This is a genomic window from Pseudoalteromonas sp. APAL1 (genome assembly GCF_021532475.1).
In the GTDB taxonomy this organism is placed as follows: Bacteria; Pseudomonadota; Gammaproteobacteria; order Enterobacterales; family Alteromonadaceae; genus Pseudoalteromonas; species Pseudoalteromonas lipolytica_C.
The window spans coordinates 16068-34017 of record NZ_JAKGAW010000002.1; the positions used below are offsets into that span (position 1 = coordinate 16068).

Consider the following 17950-nt stretch of genomic DNA (forward strand, 5'->3'; position numbering starts at 1 on the left):
AGCTATAAGTTTAAATTGTGCATGCTGGGTAGCGGTGAGTTGCAAATGTAAAGTTATTTTTTAATAAACATTAGATTAAGGTTTGTCATAGTCAAGAAACAGTGAAGGGTAATTTGATAAAGAGTGATCGGTAGCGATTAACAATAAGTCTAAATCTTTACAAAGTTGCAATCCCAATTTTGACATTACTTTTAAGCATTCAATTTGCATGCATTTTTCTGCATACTCCTCGAAACGAGTTTCAGTTTCAATATATCTTATATTGCCTACTACTAATGCCCAGTTGAGCCAGAGTTTGGATAAACATTGTTTGTACATTATTTGGTTTTCTTGAAATTTAGTTTTATCTGCTGTGTAAATATTTATAGCATCTTCAAGCGCATTTCCTAAAGTTATTGATTGACTGGGGTTATCTGTTTGAATAGTGAAATTCAATGACTGATTAACTAATTCAGTATAGTAGTCGATATTTTTGGATAGTTTTGCTATTTCCGCTCTTTCTATTAAATCTAGTTGAATCTCATTTTGATGGTTTTGAAGGTTTAACTGCTTATGTTGTATTTTTGTTTGTTTTAACATAATAGCAGCCTGCATAAAAATAACACTCAGTGTTAATATACTTAAAATTGGGGTATAGACTCCTCCGAAAAATGACCCTAATTCGGACCACTGCGAAATACTTGGATAAAAACCAATTCCAAAATTTGATGTGAAGAGTATTACAGGTAATGCTAAAATAAAAATGATAAACAGGAAAAGGTATACTTTCTTATTTTTGTAAATATCTGTCACTTTTCAATAGCCCATTTCTTTTTTAAATATTATTTTAACTTAATAGATTAATTTCGTTTTCGCAATCTATCGTTTATAACCATGAGTTAAAAAGCTCTTGGCTTATCTTCTAATTAATTCTTAACCTCTTGACGCGCTAAAGCACGATCTACAATGTTGCCTAGCGCCTAAACCTCTTGAACATTTTTCATTTCATTTATATTGCATGCCTTACGTGCTTAAGGCACTGTATTTATCCAATAAATGATAATTAAATACAGGAGTGAGGATGTCTCAGTTTGATAATGTAAGTGTGCTGAAAAAAGCCAATGTGTATTTTGACGGTAAAGTGTCTAGCCGTACTGTGGTATTTGCTGATGGCAGCACGAAAACGTTAGGCTTTATGCAACCGGGTGAGTTTGAGTTTGCAACAAGCCAAAAAGAGTTGATGGAGCTTAACGGTGGCAGTTGGCAAGTGCTATTACCCGGTGAGAGCGAATGGCAAACGATGCAAGCAGGGGAGTCATTTACAGTTGATGCGAATGTGAGCTTTCAAGTAAAAGTGAGCGAGTTTGCAGATTACTGTTGCTCGTACACTTAATGAACTGTTGTTAACCTTTATAAAAAGCCCGTGTGATGCGGGCTTTTGCATATTTTATCCGCAACGCATGATCTAAATCATCTGTGGTTACAATCAATTACTAATTATCTGCAATTTTCGCTTGTGTTAATTCAATTCGCCCCCAATACTAACTGTGAGGTAACAAGAAAAAAGGATACCCTATGAAGATTAATATTTCTGGTCATCATGTTGACGTTACTGAGGCTGTTAGAGCTCATATCAACGAGAAGTTCTCGAAAATTGCTAGCCATTTTCCATCATTAATATCTCTCGATATTATTCTTTCAAAAGAGCATCACAAATACCAAGCTGAGATAAGCACGACCTATGAAGGCGCACGCTTATCAGTAAAAGGTGAAGACGAGGTGATGTACCCAGCAATTGCAAATGCTGCAAAAAAACTAGATGCATCATTGAAACATCGTAAAGGGCAAATGAAAGCCAAACTACACGAAAAGCCGGTCAGTACAACTCCGGAAATTGCCCACGAAATTATTCAGGAAATGGATTTAACTTAATTTTACTTAATAAAGTGCCGCGCTAGGTTTAGCTAGAATCTAGCGTTTACAATCAAACTAAGAAAGCCAACCGTTGTGAAACGTTTGGCTTTTTTGGTTTTAATATTCAGCCGTCAGATTGAAGTTCCAAAAGTTAGCGAGTTACTTGATTCGTTAGCTAACTTGCTAACGTGCTCTGCTTCCAATCTCACCTAAAACGCTGTAAGTTGCTTGTTACTAAGAATAAAACACACAAAGCATATGCAATCAGCAGTATCAAATTGGCAATCTAAATTAAATGCATTAGGGCCGGGTATTTTAATGGCCACAGCTGCCATTGGTGGCTCACACTTAGTGGCATCAACACAAGCCGGGTCGTTATTCGGTTGGCAATTATTTTGGCTAATCATAGTAGTTAATGTATTGAAGTACCCATTCTTTCGATTTGGCATGGAGTACACCCTTGCGACCAAACAAAGTTTAGTTGAGGGCTACAAGCAAAAAGGGCCGGGGTATTTCTATAGTTTTATTGCGCTTAATATTGTTGCCGCTGTGGTGAACACCGCTGGGGTTTTGTTATTAACGGCCAGCCTGCTGCACTACGCATTGCCTATCACTGTTTCTGTAACGCTATTATGCTGGCTGATTTTAGCTGTGTGTTTGCTTATTTTGTTGTTGGGGCATTTTAAGGCGCTCGATAATGTTTCAAAGCTAATTATGGGGCTGTTAACGGTTACCACCTTAGCTGCGTTAGTTGTCGCTATTAATAATGGTCCTATGGCTCCTGTTGACTACGTGGGCCCGTCGCCTTATGAGCTTGCCATGCTTGGCTTTATGGTGGCGCTTATGGGCTGGATGCCTGCTCCTATCGAAATATCAGCAATTAGCTCACTGTGGCTAAAAGAAAAGCAGCACCAACAAGCGCTGACAAAACAACAAGGCTTGTTTGATTTTAATTTGGGTTACTGGCTTACCGCAGCACTTGCATTAGTATTTTTCTCACTAGGTGTATTAGTGCAATACGGTCAAGCCCAGGCTGTGCAATTAGGTGGCGTTGCCTTTGCAAAGCAGCTAATTGATATGTACGCCCTCACTATGGGCGAGTGGGCAAGGCCACTGGTTTCAGGTATCGCTTTTTTATGTATGTTTGGCACCACGCTAACAGTGCTTGATGGCTACGCCAGAACATTAAATGAGTCGCATAAACTGCTACCGATTAAACAGTCTAAACACAGTTTAAATATGTGGTTATTACTGCAAGCATTTGCTGGCATGGCTGTGATTTTATTCTTTAAATCGGCCCTAGGCCCAATGCTTACTTTTGCAATGACCCTCGCTTTTGTCACGACCCCTGTCTTTGCGTGGCTGAACTTTAGCTTAGTGCGCTCAGAAGCCAGTATTCATCACTCAACCTTACTTCGCATATTGAGCTGGTTAGGCTTAGCTTATTTGGTGGGCTTTGCGCTGGTGTTTTTGGTTTGGAAGATAATGTAAAGGGAGCTGTCAGCTTTCAGCCGTCAGTTTATAGCTGATCGAGAAGGGGCTTAGTTATTTGTGTTTATAAACAATTGTAACTTTACATTCATGTCTCGGTTTTTATGCTGTTTGACGGCTCTAACTCAATTCCCTAATTGCATTACTAATCCCATCTAGCGTGAGTGGATACATACGGTTATCCATTAACTGCTTTATAAAATCAATTGATTGATAATAGCGCCAGTGTTCAACGGGTTGCGGGTTGAGCCAAGCGACTTTATCAAAGTGATTAGTTATGCGGTTTAGCCAAGCGCTGCCGGGTTCTTCATTCCAATGCTCAACGCTGCCACCGGGGTAGGCGATTTCGTAGGGGCCCATGGTGGCATCGCCAACAAAGATCACCTTGTAGTCGCTGGTGAACTTGTTAATCAAGGTCATGGTATCAATTACGTTTGAGTGACGACGCTGATTATCTTGCCAAACATGCTCATACAAACAGTTATGAAAATAGTAAAACTCTAGGTGCTTAAATTCGCTATGAGCGGCGCTAAATAGCTCTTCGCAGGTATGAATGTAATCATCCATTGAACCGCCGATATCAAACAGCATCAATACTTTTACTGCATTGTGGCGCTCAGGTGCCATTTTTACATCGAGCATGCCGCCTTGCTTTGCAGTTGCGCGGATGGTTTCGGTTAAATCGAGAGTATCGCTGGCGCCAGTACGGGCAAATTTACGCAGTTTTTTTAGGGCAAGTTTAATGGTGCGTGAGCCAATTTCACGGTCGCTATCAAGGTTACGGTAGCTGCGCTTATCCCATACTTTAACGGCACGGCGATGTCGGTTACCGTCTTGACCAATGCGCACACCTTCAGGGTTATAACCATAGGCGCCAAATGGTGAAGTGCCACCGGTACCGACCCATTTATTCCCCCCCGCATGGCGCTTTTGCTGCTCTTCAAGGCGCAGCTTGAGGGTTTCCATGAGTTTATCAAGGCCGCCCATGGCTTGTAATTGCGCTTTTTCTTCTTCGCTTAAGTGCTTTTCAAACTCTTTACGCAGCCAATCATCAGGCAAGGCATGTTGCTGTTTTAAGCTTTCGAGCAGATCAAGGTCGGCCACGCCACTAAAGTAATCAGCAAAGGCTTTATCAAAGCGATCAAAGTGGGTTTCATCTTTAACCATGATGGTACGCGCTAAGTAATAAAACGCGTCAACGTCGGCAAAAATAACCCCTTGCTTGAGCGCATTGATCAAATCAAGTAGTTCTCGCAAACTAACAGGTAAGCGGTATTCGCGAAGCTTAAAGAAAAACGCAATTAACATCTTAACGGCGGCTCATAAACGCAAGTTTTTCGATTAAGCTAATGTCTTGCTCGTTCTTTAATAACGCGCCAAACATTGGCATTAAACCGCCTTTTTGGCTTTTATCATGCAGTGTTTTAGCGTCTATATCTTCAGCCATCAGTAGCTTTAACCAATCGAGTAATTCACTGGTAGATGGTTTTTTCTTAATGCCATTAACTTCACGTAGATTAAAGAACACCTCAAGTGCTTGGCGTACTAAGTCTTGTTTAACATGCGGGTGATGCACATCGATAATTTGCGCCATTTCTTCACTACTAGGAAAATCAATGTAATGGAAAAAACAACGACGTAAAAAGGCATCTGGCAGCTCTTTTTCGTTATTTGACGTGATGATCACAATAGGACGTTGCTTAGCAACAACGCGCTCACCGGTTTCATAAACATGAAACTCCATTTTATCGAGCTCTAATAGCAAGTCGTTGGGAAATTCAATATCGGCTTTGTCAATTTCATCAATCAATAATACAGGGCGTTTGTTATGTTGCTCACCATAAGTAAAGGCTTGCCATAATTTCCCTTTTACAATGTAGTTGCTGATATCGTGCACACGCTCATCACCTAATTGACTGTCGCGAAGACGAGATACTGCATCATACTCATACAGGCCTTGTTGCGCTTTAGTGGTTGATTTGATGTGCCATTGAATTAGCGTGGTGTCTAAGCTTTTGGCAAGCTCTTCGGCCAGCATGGTTTTACCTGTGCCGGGTTCACCTTTTATAAGCAGGGGCTTTTCGAGCAAGATAGCTGCGTTAACCGCTTGTTTTAATGAATTACTGGCAATGTAGTTATCGGTTGAATTAAAAAGCACGATGTCACCTTATCTGGTCTGAGCAGTGATTAATAACGTCATGATGCCACAGTTAGTCGGCGTCTGAAAGGTATGCAAAGCGTGGTACGTTTTTACCCTCTACTGTGACCGTTTCTGTAAACATACTAAGCGGGCGTGCCCACATACCAAATTCTCCGTATAGCGCTTGGTAAATAACAAGTGGCTCATTGCTTTCGCTGTGTGTGGCAACATACTCTACTTTGTATTTTGGGCCTTTATAGTGTTGGTAAATGCCGGGTTTGATTGTCATGTGTTTATCTCGCATCTTGGAGTCATTTGGGTATAATTGCAGTTTGCACATTTTACCCTGAAACAAACTGCCTAAACTATGAATTATATTTCGTTAGATGAATACAAAAAAGCCTGGGTTTTTCGTCATAAAGATATGCCGATAAGCGCAGAAGATGCCGCACAAATAAAACCAATGACAGCTGAGCGTGCAGCGGTTTTATGGACCACTATGGTAAGCCGTGAGCATGATCACCCTGACTTTTTTGATAAAACAGATTGGTGCGGTAAAGATGACAGTTTTTCTGAAACTGTTAACTGGGAAAATGCATGGGAAGCGGGTGATGAGCAACTACCTGAAGAAATCCTTAACCATTTAGAGTGGGAAGCCAATACGACCGTGTATTTTTGTATGGCGCGCGACAATATTATCGAAACCAGCTTTGCCGTATTTAAGCGTTGTTGGCAAAACTTTATGTTTTTAGCCGATGGTAGTTTATTGCTAGGTAAAAAGCGTGATGCTGTGGTGCAGTTTTTAGAATCTGGTAATGCAAAACTGGGCAAAAAAGGCGCAGTAAAGTAGCGCTCAATAAACGCTCTATGCTATAAAACAGTCAAGCAATTGTTTTATAAGAGCGCGCATTGTCTATTTCTCATTCACAAAGTGAAACGTCACAACAAGCTGAAATTTGGCAAACAGATGCCGAACGAGCATTGTATGCACAGTTATGTAACGCGTTTTATGCTCGTGAGATCCCACGGTTAGTTGATGAACCTGATGCAGCAAGGCTAAAACGCTTATTAGCAAGTTTGCCTTACTACATAGAGCGTTTAGCGATGCGTATCGTAAGCGGTGATGCACCATTACAACTTGATTCGCAAAATGGTAGTTGGCTCGAGAAACAAAAGGCATCGCCTCCGGTCTACAGTAAAGAAGACTCAAAAAATTTTTACACTAAATATGCTAAGCGCGGGTTAATTGTTCCTGTGTTAATTAATGATGAGCAATGTACAAGGGTGCGCATAGACAGCTTAGATCAAGTAAGCGACAATAAGGTACATTGTAATGAGCTAGGTTGGTTTGATGTGTCGGGAGAGTCACTAGAACACATACCAGCGCAAATATTAAAGCCATCAAAATTGGTTATGACAGCTGCATGCTGTGGTCATCAGTGGCAATACAATAAGCGCATAACACCTAAGCGTTTGTCATTAAGAGAAATGCTACTAGCAAGTAATATAAATTGGCGTAATCTAAAACGCCCTTTGACTTAATTTAACCGCGAAGGAGTGTTCAATGCGGGTTTTTCAATTCGCCTTGTTATGTTTGGCATTATTTATTCAGTACCGTTTGTGGTTTGGCCATAATGGAGTGCAAGATTACACTCGTTTAAAACAAGCCGTAGCATCACATCAAGATACGAATGCTAAATTATTAAAACGTAATACGGTACTAAAAGCCGACATTAAAGATTTAAAGCTTGGTCAAGAGGGTATTGAAGAACGAGCGCGTAACGAATTAGGAATGATTAAACCTGGTGAAACCTTTATTCGAGTATTACCAGGTCAGCAGTATAATGAACAATAAACAAATTATTACCGCAATTGTTCCCGCTGCGGGAGTTGGGAGTCGAATGCAACATTCGGCGCCTAAACAATATATCGAGCTTGCGGGTAAAACTATTTTAGAGCATACCTTAAGCAAGCTTGCTGAGCTTGAATGCCTTAATACTATAAAAGTCGCTATTAGTGATGATGATGGCTATTTTGCCGATTTACCGTATATAGATACGCGAATTGAACGTGTGAGTGGTGGTAAAGAACGCGCCGATTCAGTGCTAAACGCCTTGCTATCACTTGCTGACAACCCACCTGACTGGGTACTTGTTCACGATGCGGCAAGGCCGTTAGTGTGCTTGGCAGATATTCAGCGTTTAATCGCTGAATGTACTGCTGCCAATGAAGGCGGTATTTTGGCATCAAAAGTAAAAGACACCATTAAGCGCGGTCATACCCACAGTGAGCAAACAGTGCCACGTGACGATTTATGGCAGGCGCTAACCCCTCAGTTTTTCCCTTACAAATTGCTGACCGATGCGCTATCAAATGCCCTTCAAAGTGGTGTGACTATTACTGATGAGGCATCGGCAATTGAATGGGCCAAACAGCCTGTTAAGCTGGTTGCTGGTCGCAGTGATAATATTAAAATCACCACCCCTGAAGATTTAGATTTAGCAGCATTTTTATTGCAAAAACAACAAAACGAGAGTACCTCATGATTCGAATTGGCCATGGCTTTGATGTACACAAATTTGGTGGCGAAGGGCCACTGGTGATTTGTGGTGAAAAAATTGATTATCCACAAGGCTTTTTAGCACATTCAGATGGTGATGTGGCAATTCATGCTTTATGCGATGCAATATTAGGTGCACTTGCAATGGGCGATATTGGCAAGCACTTCCCTGATACTGCTAGCGAATACGAAAATATTGATAGCCGAATTTTGCTACGCCACGTGGTTGGGCTTGCTAAAGAGCAAGGTTACGTTCTTGGCAATGCCGATGTCACGATTGTTGCTCAAGCCCCCAAAATGTTGCCACATATTCAAGCAATGCGTGAAAACTTATGCCAAGACCTTGAAGCAGATATTTTACAAGTGAATGTAAAAGCAACAACTACAGAGAAGTTGGGCTTTGAAGGTCGTAAAGAAGGTATCTCAAGCCATGCTGTGGTAATTATGAGAAAGCAAGATTGATGAGTGAACTAAATTACCTTTACGGCAAACCTCTTTCGAAAGCTGATTTTAAAACCACTGCCGAAGATTTTATGGTTGATGAAGACTTGGGCATTGAGTTTACAGGCTCTGGTGAGCATGTCTGCTTACAAGTGGTAAAAAAAGGTGAAAACACTCAGTTTGTTGCTAAACGTATTGCTGAAAAAGCCGGTGTTTCCCCGCGTGATGTGAGTTACGCGGGCTTAAAAGACCGTCATGGTGTATGTACACAATGGTTTAGTGTGCCAGTGCCAATTAAAAAGCATATTGAATTTAGTGAACTGAATAACGAGCAGTTTTTTGTTATTTCGCAACAGCGCCACAATCGCAAACTCAGAACCGGCTGCCATAAAGGCAACCGCTTCACCATCACTTTACGTAATGTGACTGAACCACTTGATATTTTATGCCGTATTAACGCGGTGCGTGCCGGTGTGCCTAATTACTTTGGTGAACAACGCTTTGGTCATGGTGGGCACAACCTTGAAATGGCAAAACGCATGTTTGCCGGAGAGCGTATTCGCGACAAAAAATTACGAGGTTTAGTGATCTCTGCAGCGCGCTCTTATGTGTTTAATGAAATTGTGAGCTTGCGCGTTGCTGAACATGGCCTTGCGAAAACCATGCACCGCGAAGTATTTATGTTAAGTGGCAGCAATGCCTTTTTTGAAGATAACATTAGCGACGATAATATTGCCCGCTTAGCGTCTGGCGATATCGTGATGTCGGCCCCTATGGTTGGTAAAGGTGAAAAAGGCCTTACCGAGGCCGAAAAAACGTGGCTCGAACCTTATCAGTCTTGGATAGCTGGCCTTAGCGAACTTGGTCTTAAAAACGAGCGTAGAATGTTACGCTTGATCCCAGATTCATTAGCGGTTGAAACCCTAGACGAGACAACATTAAAGCTGAGCTTTGGGTTACCAAAAGGGTGTTTTGCCACAGCCTTGTTGCGTGAGCTGGTGGACTATCAAGATGCCAGCCCAAAAGAACAAAAACAAAAGGATGCGTAGATGAAAATTTTATTAAGTAATGATGATGGTGTAAATGCAAAAGGGATCGCAGTTTTATATCAAGCCCTGACCCAAATTGCTGATGTGACACTTGTTGCACCTGATCGTAATTGCAGTGGTGCAAGTAATTCATTGACCTTAATGAATCCACTGCGTGCAACAACCTTAGAAAATGGTTTTATTTCCATTAATGGCACGCCAACTGATTGTGTGCACCTTGGTGTCAATGAGTTAATGGATGAGCAGCCGGATCTTGTGGTTGCAGGCATTAATCATGGTGCCAACCTAGGTGATGATACTTTGTATTCAGGCACTGTTGCTGCTGCAACCGAGGGCCGCCATTTAGGGCTTCCGGCTATCGCCGTATCTTTGTGTTCTAAAGAAGGGGATCATTTTGAAACCGCCGCCGCTGTTGCTGTGAGTATCATTAAAGAATTAGCTTCGCACCCGTTACCAAAAGATCAAATTATCAATCTAAACGTACCTGACGTGCCACTTGTTGAATTAAAAGGCGTGAAAGTAACACGCTTAGGAGCACGCCATAAAGCCGAAACCATGACTAAACAGCAAGATCCATGGGGTCGCGATATATACTGGTATGGTACCTTGGGTGCTGAAAGTGATGCAGGGGAAGGCACTGATTTTTATGCCATTAATAATGGCTACGCATCAGTCACACCACTTAGTGTTGATATGACGGCTAAAGAAAGCCTACAAGCCGTTGATAGCTGGTTAGCAAATATGGAGATTAATGGTGCTGACTAATTATAATCGCAGTGCACTTGCATTAGCTGAATTATTAAAGCGCGAGGGTGTCGAAGACAGTGTCGTGCTAGAGGCAATTGCAACAACGCCTCGCCATATCTTTGTTGATGATGTTTTACAGCATAAAGCCTATCAAAATACCGCATTACCAATTGGTCAAGGGCAAACTATTTCGCAGCCTCACATTGTTGCACGTATGACAGAGTTACTTCGTTTAGCTGGGGTTCGCGATAAAGTGCTTGAGATAGGCACTGGGTCTGGCTACCAAACAGCGATTTTAGCTAAAACCTTCACCAAAGTGTGCTCAGTTGAGCGCATTAAAGCACTACAGTGGCAAGCGAAGCGCCGCTTACATAAGCTTGATTTATACAATGTCACCATGAAGCATGGCGATGGCTGGCAAGGATGGCAGTCACAAGCGCCCTTTGAGGGGATCATTGTCACTGCTGCGGCAGCAACAATGCCGCACGGGTTACTTGAACAACTTGCTGATGGTGGCGTGATGATTGCACCCATTGGTGAGCAAGATCAGCAATTAATGATGGTTGTTAGAAATGGCGACACATTTACAGAACATAAAGTTGCACCAGTGAGATTTGTACCTTTGGTGCCTGGTGATATTGAATAGGACCTAATACTTTGAAGTTGTTTACTAAGTTATATGATATGGCGCTTGTATGGGCTAAACACCGACATGCTGAGCGTTATTTAGCAGGGATGAGTTTTGCTGAATCTGTTTTTTTTCCGGTGCCGCCTGATGTCATGCTAGCACCGATGTCGCTTGCACAGCCAGATAAAGCATGGCGCTTTGCCAGCTTTACCACCATTGCTTCAGTGATTGGTGGTATTTTAGGTTATTTACTTGGCTTTTGGTTATTCGAACCAGTTGTTGAACCTCTTATTGCGCAAATGGGTTGGCAAGCTAAATTTGATACAGCCTTAAGCTGGTTTGAAAATTACGGTGTTTGGGTGGTTTTCTTAGCTGGATTTTCGCCTATCCCCTATAAGGTATTTACCATAGGCGCAGGTCTAATGCAGATGGCATTTTTGCCATTTTTACTTGCTTCTGCTGTTGGTCGTGGGGCACGTTTCTTTCTTGTTTCGGCACTAATGAAATGGGGTGGAGTTAAAATGGAGCAAAAATTACGTCAATATGTTGAAGCCCTTGGCTGGGGATTGGTTGTTTTAGTGGTGGTTGCGTACTTTTTACTACGATAAGCCATAAAACCATTAGTTAGTACGATAAGGAGCATTTTACGATGAGCAGGCAGATAACAGTCTATGTTACTTTGTTTACTAGTATTTTGCTCTTTGGCTGTACGTCTCGCGAAGCACCCGCTCCGGTCAGTAGTTTAGATAATCATGTAAAGCCGACGACGCGCAAAGTAAATATCACAGGCTCAAAATACACAGTGAAAAAGGGTGATACTTTATATTCAATTGCCTTTAGTTCTCAACGAGATTTTCGAACCCTCGCAAAAATAAACAATATTCCAGCACCTTACACTATCTTTCCCGGCCAACGTATCTTGATTACAAAGCAGGAACAAAAACACAAAAAGGCGAAAAAATATACGAATTCGAGTAAAAAGTCTACTTTTTCCACACAAAAAAATAACAAAAAATTAAAGAAAGAGCTTGATCAGCCAAAACAACGAGAGTATGTTCAGAAACAAGCCAACAAAATAATTAGTGACAAAAACGGTAATTCTAATTCTAAAGTTGTATGGAGCTGGCCGGCTAAGGGCAAGGTCACGCGACGCTTTTCAAATAAAGAAAACGGCTTTAAAGGGTTACAGATCACTAACAAAGAGGGGGCTTCTGTTTTAGCTGCTGCACACGGAACTGTGGTATACGCGGGTAACGCGTTGCGAGGTTACGGTAATTTAATTATTTTGAAACATAATGATGATTACCTAAGTGCTTACGCGCATAATTCAACGTTGCTTGTAAAGGAAAAACAGGAAGTAAAGGCAGGGCAGAAAATAGCAGAAATGGGCAGTTCAGACTCTTCGGTTACGGCTTTGAGATTTGAAATTCGTTATCGGGGTCAAGCAGTCAATCCTGCTAAGTATCTACCTTAGCCATTAGGGTATTGATAAAAGTGATTTAGCTCAATCACATATTTGCTCGGGAGGACGCTTATGGGTCACACAGCAAAACTAGAGAAAACAACTGACGCGATTGACGATAAATTTGATGACACGGTAGTCGAAGATGATGCTTCTGAATTATTAGAAGAAGTTGATAACGAAGAAGATATATTTGCAAAAGACGAAGTTGCTAAAAACTTAGATGCAACCCAGCTGTATTTAGGTGAAATTGGTTTTTCTCCACTGTTAAGTGCAGAAGAAGAAGTATTTTTTGCTCGCAAAGCATTGAAAGGCTGTGAAGCCTCTCGCAAGCGAATGATTGAAAGTAATTTACGTCTAGTAGTGAAAATTGCCCGCCGTTATAACAATCGTGGCCTTGCACTACTTGACCTTATTGAAGAAGGTAATCTAGGCCTTATCCGAGCTGTTGAAAAATTTGACCCAGAACGTGGTTTTCGCTTTTCAACCTATGCAACATGGTGGATCCGTCAAACCATCGAACGCGCCATCATGAACCAAACACGTACAATTCGTTTACCAATTCACGTAGTTAAAGAACTAAATGTGTATTTAAGAACTGCTCGTGAACTAACCCAGAAGTTAGACCACGAACCAACCGCAGAAGAAATTGCAGAGTGCTTAGATAAGCCGGTTGAAGACGTGACTAAAATGCTGCGTTTAAATGAAAAGATAACTTCAGTTGACACTCCTATTGGTGGTGAAAACGATAAAGCTCTCCTTGATATCATAGCCGATGAAAAAGGCTCTGGTCCTGAGGGAGAAGTACAAAATAACGACATTAACAAACACATTGTTGATTGGTTAGGTGAGTTAAACCCTAAACAACGCGAAGTACTCGCTCGACGTTTTGGTTTACTCGGTTATGAGCCATCAACTTTAGAAGATGTTGGTCGTGAAATTGGCTTAACACGTGAGCGTGTAAGACAAATTCAGGTGGAAGCATTACGTCGCTTAAAAGACATATTGCAACATGAAGGTTTAAGCACTGATAGCTTATTTGACCAATTCACCTGATATATAGCAAATTAGACAACAATACATAGGCTTTAGGGTCTAGAACACACAAAAAAGCTGACATTGCGTCAGCTTTTTTTATATCTTAGTTTATACCTACAGTAAATCTTTTAATTGATACAGTAGTTGGTGTGCTTGTCTTGGCGTTAGGCTGTCTGGATCAAGCTGTTTTAAGGTTAATTCAAGCTCAGACGGTTCATCATCAAAACTTAATGTTTGCTGTTGCTGCTCAATGGGGGCCGTGACAGGTTGGTGGTTTTCGAGCATTTTTAGCTTTTGTTTGGCTTGTTGGATCACCGCTTTTGGAACACCGGCCAAGGCAGCAACTTGTAGGCCAAAGCTTTTGCTTGCTGCGCCTTCAAGCACAGTATGCATAAAGGCAATGGTGTCGTTATGCTCAATGGCATCTAAATGCACATTTACCAACCCTGTTTTTTGTTCGGCCAGCTCTGTTAACTCAAAATAGTGAGTTGCAAATAAGGTTTTAGCGGCAATTTTTGAAGCTAAATAGTCAGCTGTTGCATAGGCTAGTGATAAACCATCATAGGTCGAAGTACCGCGACCAATTTCATCCATTAGCACCAGTGATTGTGCTGTGGCGTTATTTAAAATAGTTGCCGTTTCTGTCATCTCAACCATGAAAGTTGAACGCCCTGATGCTAAATCATCGCTTGCCCCAATACGTGTAAAGATACGGTCAATATTTCCGATTTCAGCACTATCTGCAGGTACATAAGAGCCAATGTGTGCCATTAGCACGATAAGTGCAGTTTGACGCATATAGGTTGATTTACCACCCATATTTGGGCCTGTGATAATCAACATTTTACGGTCGTTATTAAGCTCCACTGGGTTGGCAATAAACGGGTCTTTCATTACCTGTTCAACCACCGGGTGGCGACCTTGTTTAATACTGATGTTATCGTTATCGCACAGTGTTGGCTTAGCATAATTAAGCGCTTGTGCTCGTTCTGCCAAATTGTTTAAAACATCTAAATCAGCCAGTACGGCAGCCATAGTTTGTAACTGTTCAATGTGCGGAGCAATAAATTCGAACAGTTGCTCGTAAAGCTGTTTTTCAAGCGCAAGTGCTTTTGATTGGCTACCGAGTACCTTATCTTCATGCTCTTTTAGCTCAGGGATAATATAACGCTCATTGTTTTTTAGCGTTTGGCGACGAATATAATCTGCAGGCACTAAATGAGAATTGGCGCGGCTTACTTCAATAAAAAAGCCATGCACTTTGTTGTAGCCAATTTTTAAAGTGCTAATGCCAGTGCGCTCTCGCTCACGCTCTTCAAGCTTTTCAAGAATATCGGTTGCACCTTGGCTTAGTGCACGCCATTCATCAAGCTCACTGTTGTAACCTGGTGCAATAACGCCACCATCACGAATAAGTACTGGTGGGGTTTCGATTACAGCACGTTCGAGTAAATCTTGTAGTTCAGGTAACTGTTGCGACTGAGCAATGATTTGGCTAATACGTGGGTCATTAGCATCCATCAGTAATTCGTGTAGTGGTGCTAGTGCTTGCAGTGCACTTCGCAGGCGCGTTAAATCACGTGGTCTTGCGGTACAAAGTGCTAAACGGGCGATGACACGTTCAATGTCACCAATTTGTTTTAACGACTCTTGCAGTTCACCACATAATTGCGCATCAATAATGGCGCTAATAGCGTTGAGTCGAGAGTTGAGCTCTGTTTTACTGCGCACCGGTGTATGAATACGGCGTTTTAATAAGCGAGAACCCATCGCTGTCGCAGTTTTATCAAGTACTTGCGCAAGGGTATTTTCATAACCACCCGATAAGTTAACTGTAAGTTCAAGATTTTTACGGGTGGCTGCATCTAAGATCACTGCATGTTCGTTTTGCTCAAGGGTAATGGCACGAATATGCGGCAGGGCAATGCGTTGCGTATCTTTTACGTATTGCATTAAACATCCCGCAGCCACTAAAGCGGCATGTGCTTTGTCTACACCAAAACCAACCAGATCCTTAGTGCCAAATTGGTCGCACAGTAAATGCTGCGCAGTATCTAGATCAAATTCCCATTCAGGGCGACGACGTGCACCTTTAATGTGCTCAATTAAGTGCACATTCGCAAAGGTTTCACTATAAAGTAACTCTGCCGGTGCTAAACGCTGTAATGTTGAGCTAAATGCTTCATCAGTATTAACTTCTAATACATTGAATCGACCAGAGTTTATATCAAGATAGGCAACTCCATATAAGCCTTGCTTGTTTTGCCAAACACTGGTCAGAAGGTTGTCTTGGCGCTCTTGTAGTAACGCTTCGTCAGAAATTGTGCCAGGGGTAACAATACGCACAACTTTACGTTCCACCGGGCCTTTGCTGGTGGCGGGGTCGCCAATTTGCTCGCAGATAGCTACTGATTCACCCATTTGTACAAGGCGAGCTAGGTAGTTTTCAACGGCATGATAAGGCACACCTGCCATTGGAATGGGGTCGCCACCGGCTTTACCGCGATGAGTTTGAGAAATATCAAGAAGTTGCGCTGCACGTTTAGCGTCATCAAAGAAAAGTTCGTAAAAATCGCCCATACGATAAAACAATAAAATATCCCGATGCTCGGCTTTTATTTTTAGATACTGCTGCATCATAGGGGTTTGTTGTTTTATAGTGTGCGGTGCATAAAGATCAAACGACATGTATTTACCCAAAGGCTGAATATGGAATTACATCAAGAGATTAAAACACTTGCTGCGAAATTAGGAGCTATTTTAACGGATAAACGCTTATGGATCACTACCGCAGAATCATGCACTGGTGGTGGCGTTAGTTATGCGTTAACTGATACCCCCGGCAGTTCGAATTATATTGACCGTGCGTTTGTTACTTATAGCAATCTAGCAAAACAGCAATTAATAGGAGTTAGTGAGCAAACATTAAACAATTTTGGTGCTGTCAGTGAGCAAACCGTGCTTGAAATGGCATCGGGTGCTGCAAAAGCTGCAAACGCAGATATTGCAATTGCTATCTCAGGGATTGCAGGCCCCGGTGGTGGAACACTGGATAAACCTGTAGGGCTGGTATGGTTTTGTATTCATTTTGCCGGAAAAAACTACCCAAGCGAACAGGTTTTCTCAGGAGATAGAGCTGAAGTTAGACTGCAAGCTATTGTTTATTCATTAAAAACTGTAATTGAATTGATAAAATCAGAAAATTAGCTTGATACTGTGATTTCATACAGTATACTGTCTGCATTAGCCGGATTTGGAGAACAGAATGAACGATAACAAACAAAAAGCCTTAGATGCTGCTTTATCACAAATTGAGCGTCAATTTGGTAAAGGCTCAATTATGAAACTGGGCGACAACAAAGCCCTAGACATTGAAGCTATCTCAACAGGTTCACTAGGTATCGATATCGCATTAGGTATTGGTGGTTTACCTACGGGCCGTATTGTTGAAGTGTATGGTCCTGAATCATCAGGTAAAACAACGCTTACTTTACAAGTTATCGCTGAAGCTCAAAAGCAAGGTAAAACCTGTGCATTCGTAGATGCTGAGCACGCTCTGGATCCTGTATACGCTCAAAAACTGGGTGTAAACATTGACGAATTACTTGTTTCTCAACCAGATACTGGTGAGCAAGCATTAGAAATTTGTGACATGTTAGTTCGTTCAAGTGCTGTTGATGTTGTGATTGTCGACTCGGTAGCTGCTTTAACACCTAAAGCTGAAATCGAAGGCGACATGGGTGATTCACACATGGGCCTACAAGCTCGCTTAATGTCACAAGCACTACGTAAGCTTACAGGTAACATCAAGCGTTCAAATACGCTGTGTATTTTCATCAACCAAATCCGTATGAAAATTGGTGTTATGTTTGGTAACCCAGAAACAACAACCGGTGGTAACGCGCTTAAATTCTACGCTTCAGTACGTATTGATATTCGTCGTATTGGTTCAGTAAAAGAAGGCGACGAGGTTGTTGGTAACGAAACCCGCGTGAAAGTTGTTAAGAACAAGGTAGCGCCGCCGTTTAAACAAGCTGAATTTATCATCATGTATGGTGAAGGTATTTCTAAGCAAGGTGAGCTAATCGACTTAGGTGTTAAGCATAAGATTGTTGAAAAATCAGGTGCTTGGTACAGCTACAATGGCAATAAAGTTGGTCAAGGTAAGGCAAACTCAATTAAGTTCTTAAAAGATAACCCTGAGATCGCAGATGAGATCGAAGGTAAGTTACGTGAGATGCTATTACTACAGGCAACTGTACAACCAGAAGATGGTGAAGATGCAGGCCTAATAGCTGAAGACGAGCTATAAACACTACTAAAGAGTACAGTTAAGCGTGATTTGACCCGCACTTAACACAAAAAAGACCGCTACATTGTTAGCGGTTTTTTTATGGGGGCTTATAGCAGCGATTTTATATCGCGTTTAATCACTGCATTGTTGGCGGTATTCTGTGGTTGCGTGTAGCTTTCAGCTGTCAGAACACGCGATAGTGCCTGT

21 protein-coding genes are annotated in these 17950 nt (G+C 41.8%); 16 read left to right on the forward strand and 5 right to left on the reverse strand.

Going from position 1 to position 17950, the window contains the following annotated elements:
• Window positions 1-75: 75 nt before the first annotated feature.
• A complete protein-coding gene (locus L1264_RS01280) occupies window positions 76-792 on the reverse strand; it encodes a hypothetical protein (RefSeq protein ID WP_235403579.1) in 717 nt (238 codons plus the stop codon).
• 268 nt (window positions 793-1060) lie between these two features.
• Between L1264_RS01280 and ppnP the strand changes: the two genes are divergently transcribed.
• The 3 genes from ppnP to L1264_RS01295 all read left to right on the forward strand — a co-directional run bounded on the left by ppnP (window position 1061) and on the right by L1264_RS01295 (window position 3384).
• Window positions 1061-1372 carry a pyrimidine/purine nucleoside phosphorylase gene (gene ppnP, locus L1264_RS01285; protein ID WP_235403581.1) on the forward strand — a complete coding sequence of 104 codons (312 nt, stop codon included), beginning with the start codon at window positions 1061-1063 and terminating at the stop codon, window positions 1370-1372.
• A 182-nt stretch (window positions 1373-1554) separates the two neighbouring features.
• The gene (gene hpf / locus L1264_RS01290) at window positions 1555-1911 is read left to right on the forward strand and encodes a ribosome hibernation-promoting factor, HPF/YfiA family (protein WP_135926025.1); all 357 of its coding nucleotides are present in this window, start codon (window positions 1555-1557) and stop codon (window positions 1909-1911) included.
• Between the two features lie 300 nt (window positions 1912-2211).
• Complete coding sequence (locus L1264_RS01295) at window positions 2212-3384, forward strand: NRAMP family divalent metal transporter (protein WP_442960432.1); 1173 nt, start codon at window positions 2212-2214, stop codon at window positions 3382-3384.
• Window positions 3385-3504: 120 nt separating this feature from the next.
• On the opposite strand, the gene L1264_RS01300 is transcribed toward L1264_RS01295, so the two are convergent.
• From L1264_RS01300 to L1264_RS01310, 3 genes are read right to left on the reverse strand one after another with little or no spacing between them, the layout of a single operon-like run.
• Complete coding sequence (locus tag L1264_RS01300) at window positions 3505-4692, reverse strand: vWA domain-containing protein (protein WP_235403583.1); 1188 nt, start codon at window positions 4690-4692, stop codon at window positions 3505-3507.
• A 1-nt stretch (window position 4693) separates the two neighbouring features.
• Entirely contained in the window at window positions 4694-5542 is an 849-nt protein-coding gene (locus L1264_RS01305; RefSeq protein ID WP_135926022.1) for an AAA family ATPase, read from the reverse strand.
• 52 nt (window positions 5543-5594) lie between these two features.
• The gene (locus L1264_RS01310) at window positions 5595-5828 is read right to left on the reverse strand and encodes a DUF1653 domain-containing protein (protein WP_442960431.1); all 234 of its coding nucleotides are present in this window, start codon (window positions 5826-5828) and stop codon (window positions 5595-5597) included.
• 63 nt (window positions 5829-5891) lie between these two features.
• Between L1264_RS01310 and L1264_RS01315 the strand changes: the two genes are divergently transcribed.
• The 11 genes from L1264_RS01315 to rpoS are packed head-to-tail and all read left to right on the forward strand — an operon-like array spanning window position 5892 to window position 13467.
• The gene (locus tag L1264_RS01315; protein ID WP_135926021.1) at window positions 5892-6374 is read left to right on the forward strand and encodes a DUF2947 domain-containing protein; all 483 of its coding nucleotides are present in this window, start codon (window positions 5892-5894) and stop codon (window positions 6372-6374) included.
• Window positions 6375-6433: 59 nt separating this feature from the next.
• Entirely contained in the window at window positions 6434-7066 is a 633-nt protein-coding gene (locus tag L1264_RS01320) for a hypothetical protein (RefSeq protein WP_135926020.1), read from the forward strand.
• A gap of 22 nt (window positions 7067-7088) precedes the next feature.
• Entirely contained in the window at window positions 7089-7379 is a 291-nt protein-coding gene (ftsB, locus tag L1264_RS01325; protein WP_135926019.1) for a cell division protein FtsB, read from the forward strand.
• The gene (gene ispD, locus L1264_RS01330) at window positions 7369-8070 is read left to right on the forward strand and encodes a 2-C-methyl-D-erythritol 4-phosphate cytidylyltransferase (protein ID WP_138558394.1); all 702 of its coding nucleotides are present in this window, start codon (window positions 7369-7371) and stop codon (window positions 8068-8070) included. Before ftsB ends, ispD begins: the two co-directional genes overlap by 11 nt.
• Window positions 8067-8546: a 2-C-methyl-D-erythritol 2,4-cyclodiphosphate synthase gene (ispF, locus tag L1264_RS01335; RefSeq protein WP_235403584.1), complete on the forward strand. Its 480-nt coding sequence runs from the start codon at window positions 8067-8069 to the stop codon at window positions 8544-8546. Before ispD ends, ispF begins: the two co-directional genes overlap by 4 nt.
• A complete protein-coding gene (gene truD, locus L1264_RS01340; RefSeq protein ID WP_135926016.1) occupies window positions 8546-9574 on the forward strand; it encodes a tRNA pseudouridine(13) synthase TruD in 1029 nt (342 codons plus the stop codon). The genes ispF and truD overlap by 1 nt, the downstream gene beginning before the upstream one ends.
• On the forward strand, window positions 9575-10339 hold the full coding sequence (gene surE / locus L1264_RS01345) for a 5'/3'-nucleotidase SurE (RefSeq protein WP_199526305.1): 765 nt from the start codon (window positions 9575-9577) through the stop codon (window positions 10337-10339).
• Window positions 10329-10967, forward strand: a complete 639-nt coding sequence (locus L1264_RS01350; protein ID WP_235403600.1) for a protein-L-isoaspartate(D-aspartate) O-methyltransferase — start codon at window positions 10329-10331, stop codon at window positions 10965-10967. Before surE ends, L1264_RS01350 begins: the two co-directional genes overlap by 11 nt.
• Before the next feature lie 11 nt (window positions 10968-10978).
• A complete protein-coding gene (locus tag L1264_RS01355) occupies window positions 10979-11557 on the forward strand; it encodes a YqaA family protein (RefSeq protein ID WP_135926013.1) in 579 nt (192 codons plus the stop codon).
• A 41-nt stretch (window positions 11558-11598) separates the two neighbouring features.
• Complete coding sequence (locus L1264_RS01360; RefSeq protein WP_138558393.1) at window positions 11599-12423, forward strand: peptidoglycan DD-metalloendopeptidase family protein; 825 nt, start codon at window positions 11599-11601, stop codon at window positions 12421-12423.
• A 60-nt stretch (window positions 12424-12483) separates the two neighbouring features.
• Window positions 12484-13467 (forward strand): RNA polymerase sigma factor RpoS, encoded by a 984-nt coding sequence (gene rpoS, locus L1264_RS01365; protein ID WP_135926011.1) that lies wholly within the window; start codon window positions 12484-12486, stop codon window positions 13465-13467.
• A 96-nt stretch (window positions 13468-13563) separates the two neighbouring features.
• On the opposite strand, the gene mutS is transcribed toward rpoS, so the two are convergent.
• Window positions 13564-16137, reverse strand: a complete 2574-nt coding sequence (gene mutS / locus L1264_RS01370) for a DNA mismatch repair protein MutS (RefSeq protein ID WP_135926010.1) — start codon at window positions 16135-16137, stop codon at window positions 13564-13566.
• A gap of 21 nt (window positions 16138-16158) precedes the next feature.
• Here mutS and L1264_RS01375 point away from each other — a divergent pair, with 21 nt between their 5' ends.
• Both L1264_RS01375 and recA read left to right on the forward strand, forming a co-directional pair.
• Window positions 16159-16656 (forward strand): nicotinamide-nucleotide amidohydrolase family protein, encoded by a 498-nt coding sequence (locus tag L1264_RS01375; RefSeq protein WP_135926009.1) that lies wholly within the window; start codon window positions 16159-16161, stop codon window positions 16654-16656.
• A 58-nt stretch (window positions 16657-16714) separates the two neighbouring features.
• Entirely contained in the window at window positions 16715-17761 is a 1047-nt protein-coding gene (gene recA / locus L1264_RS01380; RefSeq protein WP_135926008.1) for a recombinase RecA, read from the forward strand.
• The last annotated feature ends 189 nt before the right edge of the window (window positions 17762-17950 follow it).

What these genes read in the sequence shown, in the direction of transcription:
- L1264_RS01375 (WP_135926009.1), top strand. Translation starts at nt 16,159, where the DNA reads ATGGAATTACATCAAGAGATTAAAACACTTGCTGCGAAATTAGGAGCT.
- ispD (WP_138558394.1), top strand. Translation starts at nt 7,369, where the DNA reads ATGAACAATAAACAAATTATTACCGCAATTGTTCCCGCTGCGGGAGTT.
- truD (WP_135926016.1), top strand. Translation starts at nt 8,546, where the DNA reads ATGAGTGAACTAAATTACCTTTACGGCAAACCTCTTTCGAAAGCTGAT.
- hpf (WP_135926025.1), top strand. Translation starts at nt 1,555, where the DNA reads ATGAAGATTAATATTTCTGGTCATCATGTTGACGTTACTGAGGCTGTT.
- L1264_RS01295 (WP_442960432.1), top strand. Translation starts at nt 2,212, where the DNA reads ATGGCCACAGCTGCCATTGGTGGCTCACACTTAGTGGCATCAACACAA.
- recA (WP_135926008.1), top strand. Translation starts at nt 16,715, where the DNA reads ATGAACGATAACAAACAAAAAGCCTTAGATGCTGCTTTATCACAAATT.
- L1264_RS01360 (WP_138558393.1), top strand. Translation starts at nt 11,599, where the DNA reads ATGAGCAGGCAGATAACAGTCTATGTTACTTTGTTTACTAGTATTTTG.
- ppnP (WP_235403581.1), top strand. Translation starts at nt 1,061, where the DNA reads ATGTCTCAGTTTGATAATGTAAGTGTGCTGAAAAAAGCCAATGTGTAT.
- L1264_RS01315 (WP_135926021.1), top strand. Translation starts at nt 5,892, where the DNA reads ATGAATTATATTTCGTTAGATGAATACAAAAAAGCCTGGGTTTTTCGT.
- ftsB (WP_135926019.1), top strand. Translation starts at nt 7,089, where the DNA reads ATGCGGGTTTTTCAATTCGCCTTGTTATGTTTGGCATTATTTATTCAG.
- rpoS (WP_135926011.1), top strand. Translation starts at nt 12,484, where the DNA reads ATGGGTCACACAGCAAAACTAGAGAAAACAACTGACGCGATTGACGAT.
- L1264_RS01310 (WP_442960431.1), bottom strand. Translation starts at nt 5,828, where the DNA reads ATGCGAGATAAACACATGACAATCAAACCCGGCATTTACCAACACTAT.
- surE (WP_199526305.1), top strand. Translation starts at nt 9,575, where the DNA reads ATGAAAATTTTATTAAGTAATGATGATGGTGTAAATGCAAAAGGGATC.
- L1264_RS01300 (WP_235403583.1), bottom strand. Translation starts at nt 4,692, where the DNA reads ATGTTAATTGCGTTTTTCTTTAAGCTTCGCGAATACCGCTTACCTGTT.
- ispF (WP_235403584.1), top strand. Translation starts at nt 8,067, where the DNA reads ATGATTCGAATTGGCCATGGCTTTGATGTACACAAATTTGGTGGCGAA.
- mutS (WP_135926010.1), bottom strand. Translation starts at nt 16,137, where the DNA reads ATGTCGTTTGATCTTTATGCACCGCACACTATAAAACAACAAACCCCT.